This window comes from Pseudomonas sp. PvP009 (assembly GCF_017832995.1).
GTDB lineage: Bacteria > Pseudomonadota > Gammaproteobacteria > Pseudomonadales > Pseudomonadaceae > Aquipseudomonas > Aquipseudomonas syringae.
Genome location: NZ_JAFIBG010000001.1, coordinates 1,316,532 through 1,331,198 on the forward strand (window position 1 = coordinate 1,316,532; position 14,667 = coordinate 1,331,198).

12 protein-coding genes are annotated in these 14,667 nt (G+C 57.6%); 4 read left to right on the plus strand and 8 right to left on the minus strand.

Translation table 11 applies throughout. From position 1 onward, the window contains the following. Positions 1-64 precede the first annotated feature (64 nt). Both JOE29_RS05805 and JOE29_RS05810 read right to left on the minus strand, forming a co-directional pair. Positions 65-628, minus strand: coding sequence for a peptidylprolyl isomerase (locus JOE29_RS05805; RefSeq protein WP_003314459.1), 564 nt, complete (start codon positions 626-628; stop codon positions 65-67). Between the two features lie 221 nt (positions 629-849). Next, on the minus strand, positions 850-1,773 hold the full coding sequence (locus JOE29_RS05810) for a LysR family transcriptional regulator (protein WP_003425560.1): 924 nt from the start codon (positions 1,771-1,773) through the stop codon (positions 850-852). 67 nt (positions 1,774-1,840) lie between these two features. Between JOE29_RS05810 and JOE29_RS05815 the strand changes: the two genes are divergently transcribed. Continuing rightward, positions 1,841-2,155 carry a hypothetical protein gene (locus JOE29_RS05815; protein ID WP_003314461.1) on the plus strand — a complete coding sequence of 105 codons (315 nt, stop codon included), beginning with the start codon at positions 1,841-1,843 and terminating at the stop codon, positions 2,153-2,155. Between the two features lie 187 nt (positions 2,156-2,342). On the opposite strand, the gene JOE29_RS25645 is transcribed toward JOE29_RS05815, so the two are convergent. Next, entirely contained in the window at positions 2,343-7,175 is a 4,833-nt protein-coding gene (locus tag JOE29_RS25645) for a glycosyl hydrolase family 28-related protein (RefSeq protein ID WP_210078997.1), read from the minus strand. Between the two features lie 266 nt (positions 7,176-7,441). Here JOE29_RS25645 and JOE29_RS05825 point away from each other — a divergent pair, with 266 nt between their 5' ends. Further along, positions 7,442-8,320, plus strand: coding sequence for a carboxylate/amino acid/amine transporter (locus JOE29_RS05825; RefSeq protein ID WP_003418418.1), 879 nt, complete (start codon positions 7,442-7,444; stop codon positions 8,318-8,320). Position 8,321: 1 nt separating this feature from the next. Here the strand turns inward: JOE29_RS05825 and JOE29_RS05830 are convergent, their stop codons facing one another. Both JOE29_RS05830 and JOE29_RS05835 read right to left on the minus strand, forming a co-directional pair. After that, the gene (locus JOE29_RS05830) at positions 8,322-9,056 is read right to left on the minus strand and encodes an SDR family oxidoreductase (RefSeq protein ID WP_003314465.1); all 735 of its coding nucleotides are present in this window, start codon (positions 9,054-9,056) and stop codon (positions 8,322-8,324) included. 78 nt (positions 9,057-9,134) lie between these two features. Continuing rightward, on the minus strand, positions 9,135-9,680 hold the full coding sequence (locus JOE29_RS05835; protein ID WP_024650286.1) for a Bro-N domain-containing protein: 546 nt from the start codon (positions 9,678-9,680) through the stop codon (positions 9,135-9,137). 472 nt (positions 9,681-10,152) lie between these two features. Between JOE29_RS05835 and JOE29_RS05840 the strand changes: the two genes are divergently transcribed. Continuing rightward, positions 10,153-10,728 (plus strand): DUF1349 domain-containing protein, encoded by a 576-nt coding sequence (locus tag JOE29_RS05840; protein WP_210078999.1) that lies wholly within the window; start codon positions 10,153-10,155, stop codon positions 10,726-10,728. Between the two features lie 56 nt (positions 10,729-10,784). Here JOE29_RS05840 and JOE29_RS05845 read toward each other — a convergent pair whose 3' ends face one another. The 3 genes from JOE29_RS05845 to JOE29_RS05855 all read right to left on the minus strand — a co-directional run bounded on the left by JOE29_RS05845 (position 10,785) and on the right by JOE29_RS05855 (position 13,456). Then, entirely contained in the window at positions 10,785-11,222 is a 438-nt protein-coding gene (locus JOE29_RS05845) for a DUF3757 domain-containing protein (RefSeq protein ID WP_192874399.1), read from the minus strand. 1,165 nt (positions 11,223-12,387) lie between these two features. Next, positions 12,388-13,101: a hypothetical protein gene (locus JOE29_RS05850; protein WP_210079001.1), complete on the minus strand. Its 714-nt coding sequence runs from the start codon at positions 13,099-13,101 to the stop codon at positions 12,388-12,390. Positions 13,102-13,153: 52 nt separating this feature from the next. Further along, a complete protein-coding gene (locus JOE29_RS05855) occupies positions 13,154-13,456 on the minus strand; it encodes a hypothetical protein (RefSeq protein WP_198721721.1) in 303 nt (100 codons plus the stop codon). 83 nt (positions 13,457-13,539) lie between these two features. Between JOE29_RS05855 and JOE29_RS05860 the strand changes: the two genes are divergently transcribed. Continuing rightward, positions 13,540-14,625 (plus strand): hypothetical protein, encoded by a 1,086-nt coding sequence (locus JOE29_RS05860; RefSeq protein WP_210079004.1) that lies wholly within the window; start codon positions 13,540-13,542, stop codon positions 14,623-14,625. Positions 14,626-14,667: the final 42 nt, after the last annotated feature.

Genomic DNA, 14,667 nt, shown 5'->3' on the forward strand with positions numbered 1-14,667 from the left:
AAGTGGAGGCTCTCCCGTCCGGACCGCACGAAGCCCAAGGGTTCATGCGGTGCAGGTTTCCCGATCAGTTGACGCGTTTGGCGGACTTGATCAGGATCGGGTCGATTGGCACGTTTTGCATGCCTTTCTGAGTAGTGGTGCGGGCGTTGACGATGTTGTCGACGACGTCCATACCCTTGACGACTTTACCGAACACCGCATAACCGAAGTCGCGCGCGCCGTTGTCGAGCATGGCATTGTCATTGGTGTTGATGAAGAATTGACTGGTGGCCGAGTTCACGTCCGAGGTACGCGCCATGGCAATGGTGCCACGCACGTTATGCAAACCGTTCTGGGCTTCGTTCTTGATCGGATCCTTGGTCTGCTTCTGAACCATCTGCGGGGTGAAGCCACCGCCCTGCACCATGAAGCCCGGAATCACCCGGTGAAAGATGGTGTTGGTGTAGAAGCCGCTGTCGACATAACCCAGAAAGTTCTGGGTGCTGACCGGCGCCTTGGTGTCTGCGAGTTCGATTTCAATCTGGCCGAAACTGGTGTCGAGTACCACGTGCGTGGCTTTATCCGGGGCAGCCATCAGGTTGGCGGCGAACAGCACGGAGCAGGCGGCGAGAGCGATTTTTTTCAGCATGTGGCAACACGTCCTTCATTGAGAGATATCGACTGTGACCGGCAAGGTAACCACGTTTGGCTTTTTTTGCCCAGCGTATTGGCGGGTTTGCAGCACTTCAGGCGATCAGGCTGCACGTCCATGGACCGCACAGGATTTCAGACTGCGTTGCTGGCGATGAATTCCAGCCGCGTGCGATTGAAGTGCTGCATGCAGTGAAGAGCGCCACGTGCCTGCGCCTGTCAGGCATTTTGCGGCGTGCCGAGTGCTGGTGTGAGCGGGGCCGTGTCGAAGGTGCGGATCAGGTCGATCAGAATCTGCGTCGCCGGGCCCAGCGGCCGGTCCTTGCTGGAGTAAAGATAGAAGGTCGGGTTGCGGCTGCCGCCCTTGTCCAGGCGCAGGGGCTTGAGCAAGCCTTCGCGCAGTTCGCGCTCGATCATGTGCCGCGGCAGCCAGGCGAAGCCCAGGCCGTTGCTGACGAAGGTCGCGGCGGTGCCCAGGCTGCCGACGGTCCAGCGCTGTTCCGCACCCAGCCAGCCGAAGTCCCTGGGTTGCTGCCTGCCCGAATCACGGATGACGACCTGCAACTGGCTTTCCAGGTCCTGAAAGGTCAGCTCGCGATTGGCCTGATGCAGGGCGTGGTCCGGGTGAGCGACGGCGACGAACTCGACCGAGCTCATCTCGGTGCCCAGATGCCCGGCAATGCTGTAGCCGCTGATGGCCAGGTCCGCCACGCCTTCGAGCAAGACCTCTTCGACGCCGGAGAGCACTTCTTCACGCAGTCGCACCCGGCAGCCGCGGCTCTGTGGCATGAATGCGGTCAGCGCCTTGACCAAACGTGCCGAAGGGTACGCCGCGTCGATCACCAGGCGCACTTCGGCTTCCCAGCCCTGTTCCATATGGTGCGCGAGGTCTTCCAGCTGGCTGGCCTGCTTGACCAGTTGCCGCGAGCGGCGCAGCAGTACGCCACCGGCTTCGGTCAGCACAGCCTTGCGCCCGTCGATACGCAACAACGGCACGCCGAGCTGTTCCTGCATGCGCGCCACGGTGTAACTCACCGAGGACTGCGAGCGATGCAACGCTTCGGCGGCCTGAGCAAAACCACCGTGATCGACCACGGCCTGCAATGTGCGCCACTGGTCGAGAGTCACGCGGGGCGCTTTCATGCTGTAATTCCTCTTTAAATACGGGCTTATTGTTCTACTCTGACAATCCCGACTCGGAGATTGCCGAATGAATCGACTGTGTTGTGCGCTGCTGGTCATGTTGCCGGTGACGGCCCTGGCGTACCCCATTGAGGTGGAAAAACAGTACCAGGACGTGAAGATCGATTATGTTGCCCACGACGTCTATCACGATACCGGGTCAATCACCGTCAACAACTACGGTGAAGTAGACGCCAAATGTTCGGTGGTGTTCATCAACGGGCCGGAGGCACCGCGCACCCGACGTGTGCAGGTCGGCGCAGGCAAGAGTCTCGACGTCTCATCCCGATTCAATCGCAGCATCATAAAGCTGCGAATCAGGCTCAGCTGTCAGCCCGCCTGAGAGTAGAGCGCTCTTATGGATAAGACAAATTTATGGGTAGGGGCACAGAAGCTTCGCGTTTTTGTGCAACGCGTTGGTGAAGGACCGGGGTTGTGGGGGATGTCACTCACCCCGGTCGCTCTTGCAGATGTTCTGAGGGTGCAGCCCCGTTTCCAGGGCTGTTTATGAGTTATGTGCTTTGGGACGATCAGGCAATGATGTCGGCGGCCTGCAGCGTCTGCACGCCCGTGAGCTGGATTTCGAAGTCCGCGCCGACGTTGTCATCGATGTTGCCGTACAGCACGCCGTCGGCAAAACGCAGTTCACCACTGTTGTTGGCGCTGAACGCCGCGTTGCCGATGAATACGAAGGCATCGTGGCCATCGGTCAGCGGGCGGGCATCGAAGCCGGAGAAGTCCAGCTTGTCGCCTTCGACTGTCTTGAAGCCATTGATGATGTCGCGCAGTCCGCCCAGGCCCGTATCGCTGCTGCCGTTGAACACGTAGTGGTCTGCACCGGTGCCGCCGATCAGCGTATCCGCGCCTGATCCGCCGATCAGCACGTCGTCGCCCGCGCCGCCGGACAAGGTGTCATTACCAGCGCCTCCACTCAGGGTGTTGGCGTTCTTGTTGCCGGTCAAGGTGTCGGCAAACTGGCTGCCGATCAGGTTTTCAGTGCCCTTCAGTGTGTCCAGGCCCGAACCGCCGGTGGCTTGCTGAGCGCTGGTGTTCAGCGCAACGGTGACGCCGGCAGTGGCGAACAGATACGACACGGTGTCATTGCCGCCACGCCCGTCCATGACGTTGTCGCCAGCGCCCGCATAAATCAGGTTATCCAGAGCATTGCCGGTGGCATTGGCGGCCCCGCTGCTGTTGATGACGATGTTTTCCAGATTGGCCCCCAGCGTGTAGCTGGCCAGCGAGCTGTACACCGTATCCACGCCGCCCGCTTTTGCATCGGCATTGGTCTCGACCACCCGGTCGGCGGCATCGTCGACATAATAACTGTCCGACCCATCGCCGCCGGTCAGCATGTCGGCACCTGCAGCGCCGTCGAGAATGTTGTTGCTGGCATTGCCGATGATGACGTTTTTCACGGCGTTGCCGGTGCCATTGATGGCAGACACGCCGGTAAGCAGCAGGTTTTCCAGGTTTGCGCCCAGCGTCCAGCTGACAGACGACACCACGGTGTCCACCTGCGAGGGCGAGTCGTTGCTTTCGGTGACGGTATCGAAAGCGTTGTCAACCACGTAGATATCGTTGCCATCGCCGCCGCTCATGTCATCCGCGCCCTGATCGCCGTCCAGCACGTCATTGCCGGAACTGCCGACCAGAGTGTCGTCGTCACTGGTGCCGAAGATGTGGCCGCCTTCGTTCTGGCCACTCTCGAAAATGGCCGCCGGGTCGTTGTTGTCAGCGGCGTTGCCATGAAAGCCCAGGTCATCGGCGATGAAATCGGCCAGACGCTGGCCGACGATCTCGGCGGATTCTTCATGCAGGTGCCAGACGTCATCGGGGTAAACCAGCGGGTTGACCTCGTAACGCAGGGGCAGGTCGGTGTAGTCAACCGCCAGCTTGACGTCGGCGCGCTCGGTGGCAATGGCTTCCTGAACGCTTCTGACGTACCCGGCGCCTTCGACAATGGCGTTGATCTTTTCTTCGGTGTAACCGCGCGCCTTGGCGGCGTCGGCCTGGTAGTGCCCGGTTTCGGCGATGTACACGGTGAAATCGCCGATCTGCGCGTGCAAGTAGTCGAACACTTTCAGGGTCGAGGCCTTGTACAGGTCGGCCGCCGCCTGCTTGTCAGTGGCGCGGGCGATTTCCTGAGCGGCTTCTTCGCCCTGACCCCAGATGATCCCGGTGGTCACTTTGTCTATGGCGGTCAGCGACGCCAGTTGCGACTTGAGCAACTCGGTGGCGCGCAACAGCGCAGGGCCCGGCTCATCGGTGTCAACCAGCCACCAGGAAACACGCTGTTCATCCTGAGTGCCGGTCGAGTAGCCGACCACGGTGCTGCCGCCCACGGCGAGGTCGATGCCATCACCATTGGCGTCGGTGAACTGGCTGCGCACGTCGTAATCGGTGTAGCGGGTCAGGTCCTTGACCATTTCCGAGGTGCCGGACTGGTTATCGTCTTCAGTCATGCGCAGCAGGCGCGCATTGGACTGGCCCAGGGTCGGCAGGTAGAGAATCTCCTGCGCCTCACGCTGGCCGAAGACGAAGTCCGCATCGGTCAGGGTATCGATCAGGTTGCCGCTCAGGGCGATTTCGAAGCGATTGCCGTCGGCATCCGCTGTGGCGGACTTGATGTAGGTCTTGTCGCCGGTTTCGTTGAGGGTCATGTACAGCGTGTGATCTTCGCCGTTGCCCAGCCCCAGAAAGCCCAGGGCGGAGACGTCTATCTTGTCCTGGCCGGGGGTGAAGTCATAGATCGTGTCGGTGGCGGTCAGTCCGCCAGCGTCGTAATCGCGGTAGCTGTCGGTCAGTGCGCTGTAGACGAACGTGTCGCCATCGGCGCCACCGTACAGGGCATCGCGTCCTGCGCCACCGTTGATGATGTCGGTGCCGGTATCGCCACGCAGCGTGTCATCACCGCCCAGGCCCAGAATCGTGTCGTTGCCTTCGGTGCCGTACAGCGCTTCGGCGTTCTCGGTGCCGGTGAGGATCCCCGGCGTAACGTTGCCCACATTGATGGCAAAACTGTCGGCCACCGAAGCACCGGTCGCGTCGCTAGCGGTCAGCAATACCGAGTAAAGCCCCGATGCCGTGCCGCCCGGTGTGCCGCTGAAGGTCAGGGTCTTGCTGTCGAACTTCAACCAGTCGGGCAGGGCGCTGTTATCGGCCAGGGTGGCGCTGTAGGTCAGCGTGTTGCTGTCCGGGTCGCTGAAGCTGCCGGGTTGCACGGCGTAGGAGAACGCCTTTAGCTCGGTGATGTTCTGGTCCATCAGCGGCGTATTGAGGACTGGCGCCTGATTGGCGGCGGCTGCGGTGGAGAAGATGAAGTTGGACGCACCCAGTTTTTCGGCCAGGTTGCCTTGCAAGGCGATCTCGAAGCGATTGCCTGTGCTGTCGACCGCATCGGTCTTGATGTAGGTCTTGCTGCCGTCGGCATTGACGGACAGGTAAATGGTGTTGGCGCTGCCATCGCCCAGGCCGCGCAGGCCGATGCTGGACAGGTCGATGCGGTCTTCGGCCGGGTTGAAGTCGGTAATCGTGTCGCTCTGCTTGGTGCCGCTGGCGGTGTAATTGCGATAGCTGTCCAGGCGCGAGTTGTAGATGAACAGGTCCGCGCCTGCGCCACCGGTCAGGGTGTCGGCATCGGCTCCGCCAGTGATCGTGTCGGCGCCCGCGCCGCCGTCGATGCGGTCCGTACCGGCATTGCCGTTGAGCACGTCATTGCCGTCGGTGCCGGTGAGGGTATCGCCGCCCGCCGTGCCTTCCACGACATGCTGGAAGATGAAGTGGCTGGCATTGAGCGTGTCTTTCAGGTTGCCGCTCAAGCCCAGCTCGAAGCGGTTGCCGCTGGCATCGGCGTCGAGTGATTTGACGTAGGTGCGGTCCAGTGTGGCGTTGTAGCTGATGTTCAGCGTACCGCCCTTGCCGCTGCCCAGCCCGGTGAAGCCCAGGCTGGTCAGGTCGATGCGGTCCTGGCTGATGTCGAAGTCGGTGACCAGGTCGGTGGAACTGGTGGTCGCCGTACGGTAGCTGTCGGTCAACTGATCGAAGCGAAAGGTGTCGGCCCCCGCGCCGCCGGTGAGCTTGTCGGCCCCGGCACCGCCGACCAGGATGTCGTCACCCGACCCGCCGTTCAGGGTGTCCTTGCCGGCCAGTCCGAAGATTTGCTCGTGGGCCGCGCCACCGGTGATGACGTCGTTGCCCTCGGTGCCATTGACGGTCACCAGCGGGAACGCATCACCTGCAAAGCTGCCATCTCCATACACCAGGGTCAGCCCCTTGCTGGTGTGGCTGATGGTGTTGCCGACGATGCTGTTGCGGTCGGTGCCGTCTTCGTTGCGCTCGGCGATGCCGTAGGTGGAGTTGTCACTGCCGGTGATCGTGTTGCCACGGATCAGGTTGTCGCTGCCGCTGAAGAACTTGCCGGACACGCCTGTGGTGTCGTCGTAGGACTGAATGATGATTTCCGGAACCGCTGAACCCAGCGCGTTGTTGCTCAGGGTGTTATCGAAGATATCCACCCCGGAACTGCCATAAATGCGCACGCCGGCGTTGCCATTGTCGTGGATGTCCACGCCGCTGACCGAAACCTGGCTGGACAGCTTGATCAGTACGCCTTCTGCCGCGTTGCCATACACCGCGCCGCCGGTGATGGTGATGTTGGCGGGCGAGGGGATGTTCTCGCTGCCGCGCTGCACCACGATGCCGGTGCTGCCATTGCCATAGGCAACGTTGTTGCTCAGGGTGAAGTCGTGGGTGCTGGTGACCACGTTGAAGCCGTGACGATCGTTGTCATAGGCGACATTGTTTTCAAACACGCTGTCGCTCAGGTAATCGGCTACGAAGCCATCCAGGCCGTTGCCATGCGACACGCTGTTCTTGATCACCATGTTGACGGTCTGCTCGTGCGGGTCGAAGCCGTAGCCCGAGCAATCCTTGATCTCGACGCTGTCGAGGGTGACGTTCGAATCCTTGCCGTCAGAGCCTGGAATGTAACCGTTGAACCAGCCGTCCACCTTGCCGGTGGTGGCGTCGCGGTTACCGTCCAGCGTCAGGTTCTTCATGCCGAAGTCGTGGGTTTCTTCGCCGTAGGCCGAGCGCACGATGCCGGTCACCTTGGTGTCCGAGCCATCCGCGAGCTTGATGATCGTCTCGCCCATGCCTGCGCCCGACAGGGTGACGTTGCTCTTGAGCATCAGGCAGCCATCCGAAGGCTCCTCGCCACCGGACACGACGTACGTTCCGGCCCCCATCACCACTTCACCGCCGCCTGCCGCAGCAGCTGCGTCGATTGCGGCCTGAATGGCTGCCGTATCGTCAGTGACGCCGTCGCCCAGTGCTCCGAAGTCTTTTGTGTTGAATATCATGGTGTTACTCCAGGCGACGACGAATGTGGATGAATTTAGTCAATATTGCAGCGTCGGGATGATAAGACCTTTTTCTGTGGAAAAGTTGCCGATATAGGCTATATTTTCGTCGAAACCGACGACATGTACGTCAATAATGCGACTGTCATATTTGTGACGGGTAACGCGGAGCGCGGCGACGGCTTGGCGTCAAAAAGTGGCGGCCTTCGAGTGGACAGTGAGTGACGCAACCGCTATGGTCGCGCCCTTCAAAAATGGGGGCGGGCATGGGTTATCTACTTTTCGTCACACTGATTCAGGCGTTCTCGTTCAGCCTGATCGGTGTCTATCTGGCCGGGCACGTCGACAGCTATTTCGCGGTGCTGGTCCGCGTGGTGCTGGCCGGTCTGGTATTCATTCCGCTGACCCGCTGGCGTCAGGTCGAACCCCGCTTCATGCGCAGCATGCTGCTGATCGGCGCGCTGCAATTCGGCGTGACCTATGTCTGCCTGTACCTGAGCTTCAGGGTGCTGACGGTGCCGGAAGTGCTGCTGTTCACCATCCTCACGCCGCTGCACGTGACGTTGATCGAAGATGCGCTTAACCGACGCTTCAACCCTTGGGCATTGCTGGCGGCAGTGGTCGCGGTGCTGGGCGCTGGCGTGATTCGTTACGATGGCCTGGACGGCGACTTCCTTGGCGGCTTTCTGCTGCTGCAACTGGCCAACTTCACCTACGCCGCCGGGCAGGTGCTGTACAAGCATCTGGTGGCGCGCTACCCGAGCGACCTGCCGCATTACCGACGCTTCGGCTACTTCTACCTCGGCGCACTGGCCGTGGTTCTGCCGGCGTTCCTGATGTTCGGCAACCCGCAACACCTGCCCGAAGCGCCGACCCAATGGATTGTGCTGCTATTCCTCGGCCTGTGTTCGACGGCGCTGGGCATGTATTGGTGGAATAAAGGCGCGTGCATGGTCAACGGCGGCACCCTGGCGGTGATGAATAACCTGCATGTGCCGCTGGGGCTGTTGATCAATCTGCTGATCTGGAACCAGCATGAGGACTTCACCCGCCTGCTGATCGGCGGCGGGGTGATCGTGGCGTCGGTGTGGATCAGTCGCCTGGGCGTGCGACGCGTGCCGGAGAGCGTTTCCGGCACACGTTGAGTCAGACGTGCTGGCCGCCGTTGACGTGAATCTCCGCACCGTTCACGTAGGACGCGCCAGCCGTACACAGGAAGTAGATCAGCGAGGCGACTTCCTCGGGCTTGCCCAGCCGGTGCATCGGCACCAGCCGCTCGACAATCTCGGCGGTGCCGGGTGACAGAATCGACGTATCGATTTCACCCGGCGCAATGGCATTGACCCGTATCCCGTGCGGACCGAAATCGAAGGCCATTTCCCGGGTCAGCGCCGACAGTGCCGCCTTGGACGTGGCGTAGGCGACCCCCGCAAACGGGTGGACCTTCGAGCCGGCGATCGAGGTGACATTGATGATGCTGCCCTTGGCTGCCTTCAACTCGTCAAACAAACCCCGACCCAGCAGCGCGGTGGAGAACAGATTGACGTTGAACACCTTGATCCAGGTGCTGTAATCCGACTCCAGCACACCCATGCGCCCGCCGTCCTCGGTCTTCGGTGAAACGCCGGCATTGTTGACCAGCGCATCGAGCCGCCCGCCGAGCTTGTCCTTGATCGCCGCCATGCTCTCGCTGACGCTGTCGATGTTTTCCAGGTCCAGGTGAATGTGGTTGAGCAGACCTTCAGCCCACGGGCAGTCAGCGACCCAGTTCTGCCGCGACGCGGTAAACACCTCCCAGCCAGCGGCATTGAAATGCTTGACCGTGGCATGACCGATACCCCGGCTTGCGCCAGTCAGCAAAAGCTTTTTCTTGTCGCTCATGAGTGCGTTCCGGTTTTTAGAGTGGATGCATCATGTTTTTTGGTGGTTGGAGTGTCAACGGGGTTCAGACAGTACCGGTCAGGCGGCAGTGCGCATTGTGTTGATGCGCTTCAACACCCTGCGCCATAACGGCCGCTTCGGACGGGGAGCTGCCTCGGCCACCACATTTGGCATGTCGCGCAAGCGAACCCAGGTTTCGCTGCGCCAGTGCAGCACGCTCAGCGATGTGCCGGGCCATTGCAGCTGGCTCATTCTCGGGTTATCGAGCGTGACGTTCTGTTGATCATGCAAGGTCGTCAGCACCTCATGCGTCAGCCACTGACGCAGCGCGCGGTTCTCCGGCACGTAATGATGAACCAGCAGCGCCAGCACGCCGGACTCGCTGATCATCAACTGCCGCTGGCACTCGCCATGAGCTTCCAGCCAGACCTCACGACGCTGATCCGCATCGAGCTTGAGCGTGGCGCGCTCATCCAGCGGCCTGCCCATCAGACGGGCAAGGTCTGCCAGGCAGAACCAGGCTTGAGATTCGGTGAAAATGGCGCGAAGGGTGCGGCTGTGGCGGAGGAAGAGGGTGGCTTCGAAATGGGGTGTATGGGTGTTTCTGAGAACGATATTTTGCATGGGTGACGCTCTTTTTGGTTATCGAGAGCCGCCACGGATTGTCGCCAAACATTGGGTGGCAGCTGTGTGCAGGTTGGCGAACCGGGCAAAAAGACAAACCCCGGCAGACCCGAAGATCTCCCGCGCACAGCCGCCATAGCGCGACATGCAGGCCGACAGGATCTGCTGTTTCGCGATGGAGCGTATTTTTGTCTTTTCTTTGGGTCGCCAAACCCAGCCGCTGATTTTGCAGCGAGCGGCGGGGAGGTTAGCGTGGTGGGGATGGGGTGGCAAGGGTGTGGGCGTGGGTTTCGGGCGTAGGAAATGTCGTTTTTTTGGGGTGGGTAAGGTGCGTGAGGTTTTGCGTTGTGGTCAGATGTTGTGCTGCTGGTTGATGTTTATCATCGGAACGCGCCCATCCATATGGAGTAGATGGGGTCAGGCCACCGAGCCTCCGGTCCATCAACCTCGACAACCCCACACAGGAGGCGACATGTTCGACAAAGGCATCTGGCTGAACCCACCCCGGCATTGCAGCGTGACGGACGAGCGTCTGACAGTCACCACAGACCCGCAAACCGATTTCTGGCAGCAGACGCACTACGGTTTCTGCCGCGACACCGGTCATTTTCTGGGTGTTTCGGTGACCGGTGATTTCACTGCGCAAGTGCATGTGCAGGGTGATTTCAAGACACTTTACGATCAGGCGGGCTTGATGGTCCGCATTGACGAGCGCAACTGGGTCAAAACCGGTGTTGAAGTCAGCGACGGAGCCCTGATGCTGGGCAGCGTTTTAACCTGCGGACAATCCGATTGGGCCACGGGGGCGTTTGATGATTCATCATCCGGCCTCTGGCTGCGAGTCACCGTCGCCAAGGGCGTCCTGCGCATTCAGCAGTCCAGCGACGGCCTACGCTGGCCGCTGCTGCGCCTGGCACCATTTCCCGTGAGTGAGTCTTATGCCGTAGGCCCAATGTGCTGCAGTCCGGAACGGGGAGGGCTGGAAGTGGTGTTCTCTCATTTCGAGGTCATGCCTGCACTGGGTAAGGATTTGCATGATCTGACGTGAGTGACTCTTCAGCGAGCCATTACAGGCTCGCTGAAGAGCGACAAGGTTATTTTGTGTTACTGAACGACAGTGAACTTGCAGTTTTCAGGTGATGTTTTTTCACACACGTTATAGACAAGACCAAAAGGCCCATCTTCTTTCTTCCAGGCATTGCCTGCAGTTTTTATAGTGAAATCCTTATTGTTTTTAGCGATGAAACGCATGTCCAGCGCCTCGCGCCCACCGATGTTGTAGGTGCAGTGTTGCAACATCTGAGGTGCGTCTGCACCCTCTTGAATAGCGATAGCCAGATCAAAGGACTGCACAGGCATTTTCTTTGTCACAACGCCTTGCAGCACGCCGGTCCACTCGCCGTCATTGCCGCTCGCCCGGTAAACACCGGGCGAGACCTGCTCGATCTTCGAGACAGCAGGGCAGTTTTCCGCTGCTTGAGAGGTCATGGACAGTCCCAGCAGGGAGGTAGCAATTGCGACGCCGATCAATAATTTTTTCATGATATTCCTTAAATTGATTTAATTCTTGATGTGTATATAAGCGTATGTGTAGGATTTTTACGCAGTTAGGCCGAGCGAGCTTGTTTCACAAGTCCGCTAGTTTGTTGCATATGGCTATCTAGTGTGTAGCAAGATTTGTGTTACTTGTTATCTCGTTATTAAGCGAGGTGCGTGCTTCAGTAGTAACTTGATCGTATCCAGTGTGGATGGGTTTATCGTAGGCGTTAGTCTGTTTATTGTCTGCGCCTTCAGGCCTTAATTGTTTGTAGGAAATGGCGTTGGTTTGTGTGGGGTAGTGGGTGGGGTTATTACTCCTGAAGCCCTGTCCACATAGGCGGCGTTATGTTCAGATATTAGTGCCTTTTTCGACAGCCTGAAGTTGCCTTTCAGGGTCTCAACCACTCGGCGACGCTTGAGCTTTGCTCCACCAAAGCATTCCTTTAGATATCCATAATCTCCGTAAATCAGCATGGGCACGTATCGCGTCATCGTAGCCAAACTGCGTACCACAGGACGGGCAGATGCCAAACGAAGAGCACCCAACGTCGTCGTATGGAGGCTCTTCAAGCCCGGCGTATCCACAAACTGGACAAAGATATGAACCGTTGTCTGCAATCACTCAACCCCCAGATTTCTAGCCTCTAGCCCTCGCTGTCGGCATGCCTGCTGATCACCGGAATTTTATACTGAATCTGAGCAGCCGGTGTCTGGCCTGGGCTGAGTAGGGCAAAGCATTTGGGATGGAAGCTGCTAAAGGGGATTGACACGCTCTGGACCCTAGGCAGACATCCAAGAGAGGACGTCATTGGGATAGCTACGAAGTACCTCACAGGTCAACCCACCCTCAAAATATGGGGCTCTCCATTCGAGAAATCCTGCATTTGGCTCGCACAGCAAGCGAACGATACATCCAGCCTCACCCACTGAAATCTCTTCCACCTCGGCGATATCTCCAGGAACCGCCTCCTGAGAGCTCAACCGATCAGAGAGCACTAACGTTGCTCGGTCAATATTGATAAGCCTTATAATATTGCCCTTGGAAAGTGTCATGCCATCTCGCCTAAACTCATGCCGATATCTAGTTTGTAAACCTGTTTTAAGATTTAAGGAAGGTCTGCCTTTCGCCGATTTCAGCCTCTTCAAGCCCCAACTCTAATTCAACGATTCATAGCTTGGCATATGCAGCTTCAGAATCACTGAGGGCTTGGTTTACCTTGTATCGAAACATCAGCGAAGCGGAAAGCTTTACCATTGCCTCGAACAGGATATGCCCTGATTGAATCTCACACTGACTGACACAGCGCCCGGCATACTTACAAGATTCATAAGCGTAGACGGTATAAAAAACCCTGCCCGGCTCGCGATTCAGTCCTGCCGAGACACGATTGACAGAACGCTCTTTTACCTCCAAGTCAGGGAGTAAAAACTCCAAAACATCATCAAATGGGATGAATGCAGCTGAAGCGGACATAACAAATAGACTCGCGATGTCTAACGTCTCTTTAACTTTTTCAAGCTCAGGAATCGCGTAATCATGCTCAAGAATATTTCTTATATCGACGACTTTACGCAATAAACTAGGCGCTAATAATCCAAGTGCCCTTAGCCGCTCGATCTTCTTTGGCACGTTCCATCGAAGTGACGGGTAACCAAAAGAGATCAACAACTGATCAAGCTGACAGACAATGGCACGTTTTGCATTGGTCGTTGCATTGACGAGCGCCCCGAAACCGCCCCGTTCAAAATCGTCTTCCGCCAAGGTCAAAAAATCGACAGGTGAGGTTTTCAACTCTGTCATTCCAAAACTACCACCGCCTAACGCGACTCCACATTTGCTCATATCAAATCCATGAGCGAGGCAAAATTCTTTGATGTCCATCTCACGACCCAGTGAATTGGCGGCCAGCAGGCGTATGTTTTAAAGCAGTGTATCAGCGATTACGCAGGAAATGTTTGCCAATGCTAGTGATCAGCGTCGAGGCCCCCATGACCCTGACCCCAGCACTCAAAGCACCGCTAAACAGGCCGCTATTAGTCGATTCTGTTGAAAAAGTCGGTTCCTCCAGACCACTCGAGTACTGACCGCTGAAAACACCTTTTTGTAAGCCGCTACGCCAAATCTGAGCCCGGAATCTTCTGCTAAAAGTAACGATTTTAATCTCAAATGCGTACTTTTCTACCTTGGAAACCACGGCCGTCTTCTTCAACAGAATCGGCCAAAAGCGGACGGTCATTTGAGTAGTCGCTGCGAGTAGAGCCTAGCACCGGTTTGCCAGTGAAGCTATGCTCAGTCAAGTCGAATACGAGGAGTAGGAAAGTGCCTGCTGAGTACATTCTTGAACAATTCATTATTGGCCCGCGCTTGCAGCTGAGCATCTCCGAGGGACGCTACAAGGAGCTTGCACATGCACGAAGCTTGTTGTCCGAGGCACTGGCTTTCGAGCAACGCTACGAACTGCTGCTTGGCAATTTTCTGACGATGGAACTGGCTTTCACGGAAATCTGCTTGCGTGCCAAAGTGGAGCCTCAACATCGTTACATGAATTCAGCGGAAATCCTAGAAACAGCAAATCGCCATATCGTGAATTTGCTTACGGCCATGCGAGCCTATGCAGACCAGGTGGTGCAGGACTTCAAATGCTTGGAACTAGTTCCTAGCTTCAGCCAAGTTGCGAAGTCGGAACTAAATGAGGCATTTTCCCGAAGCTTGGATTATCGATTTATGTGCAGTCTAAGGAACCACGTTCAGCATAAAGCTACTGCCGTGCATGGTTTTGTAGCAAACGATGACGGGATGAGAGATGCTAACGGCTGGGTCGAGACAGTAAAATTTTATGCAAACAAAGTGAGTCTTAGCGCCGATAGAGACTTCAAGCCCCGAGTTCTGGATGAGCAACCTCAGAAAATTGATATTCGGCGACGTGCGCGACGAAGTGTGGAAGCGGTAGGAAAGGTGCATCTTGCTCTCCGCAAATTGTCCAAAGACGAGGTAGCGAGAGCTCGGTCGGCAATTGAACTGGCAATATGCGAGTATGAGGAGGCTGGTGCAGAGTCAATCATCGGCCTCGGTGCTCGACTCGTTGGAGACACTAGCGCAGATATCGCTCTATTGCTGGACTGGGATGACGTCAGACTTAGGCTTGTCAATAAGAACAGCAGCCTTCCAAGGCTTTGGCCCCGCCGTACGCATCGTGAAGCGAAGGTTGAAGAGATTATCTCGCTGCGCGAGGCAATGGAGCAGACTCCGGCCCAAGCCGCAGCGCTTGTGTTTGTTACCGAAGATCGCTGGCGAGACTACGAAGATGGTCTGCCGATGCCAGAAGGCCTATTTCTTCTCTACAAGCTTCAGGTGGGGCGACATCCTACACACACTCTTCAGCGATCGAATACTGTTGACGAGTAAAGAATAGTCGCTACGTAATGTAAGCCGTATTGGTATCGTACG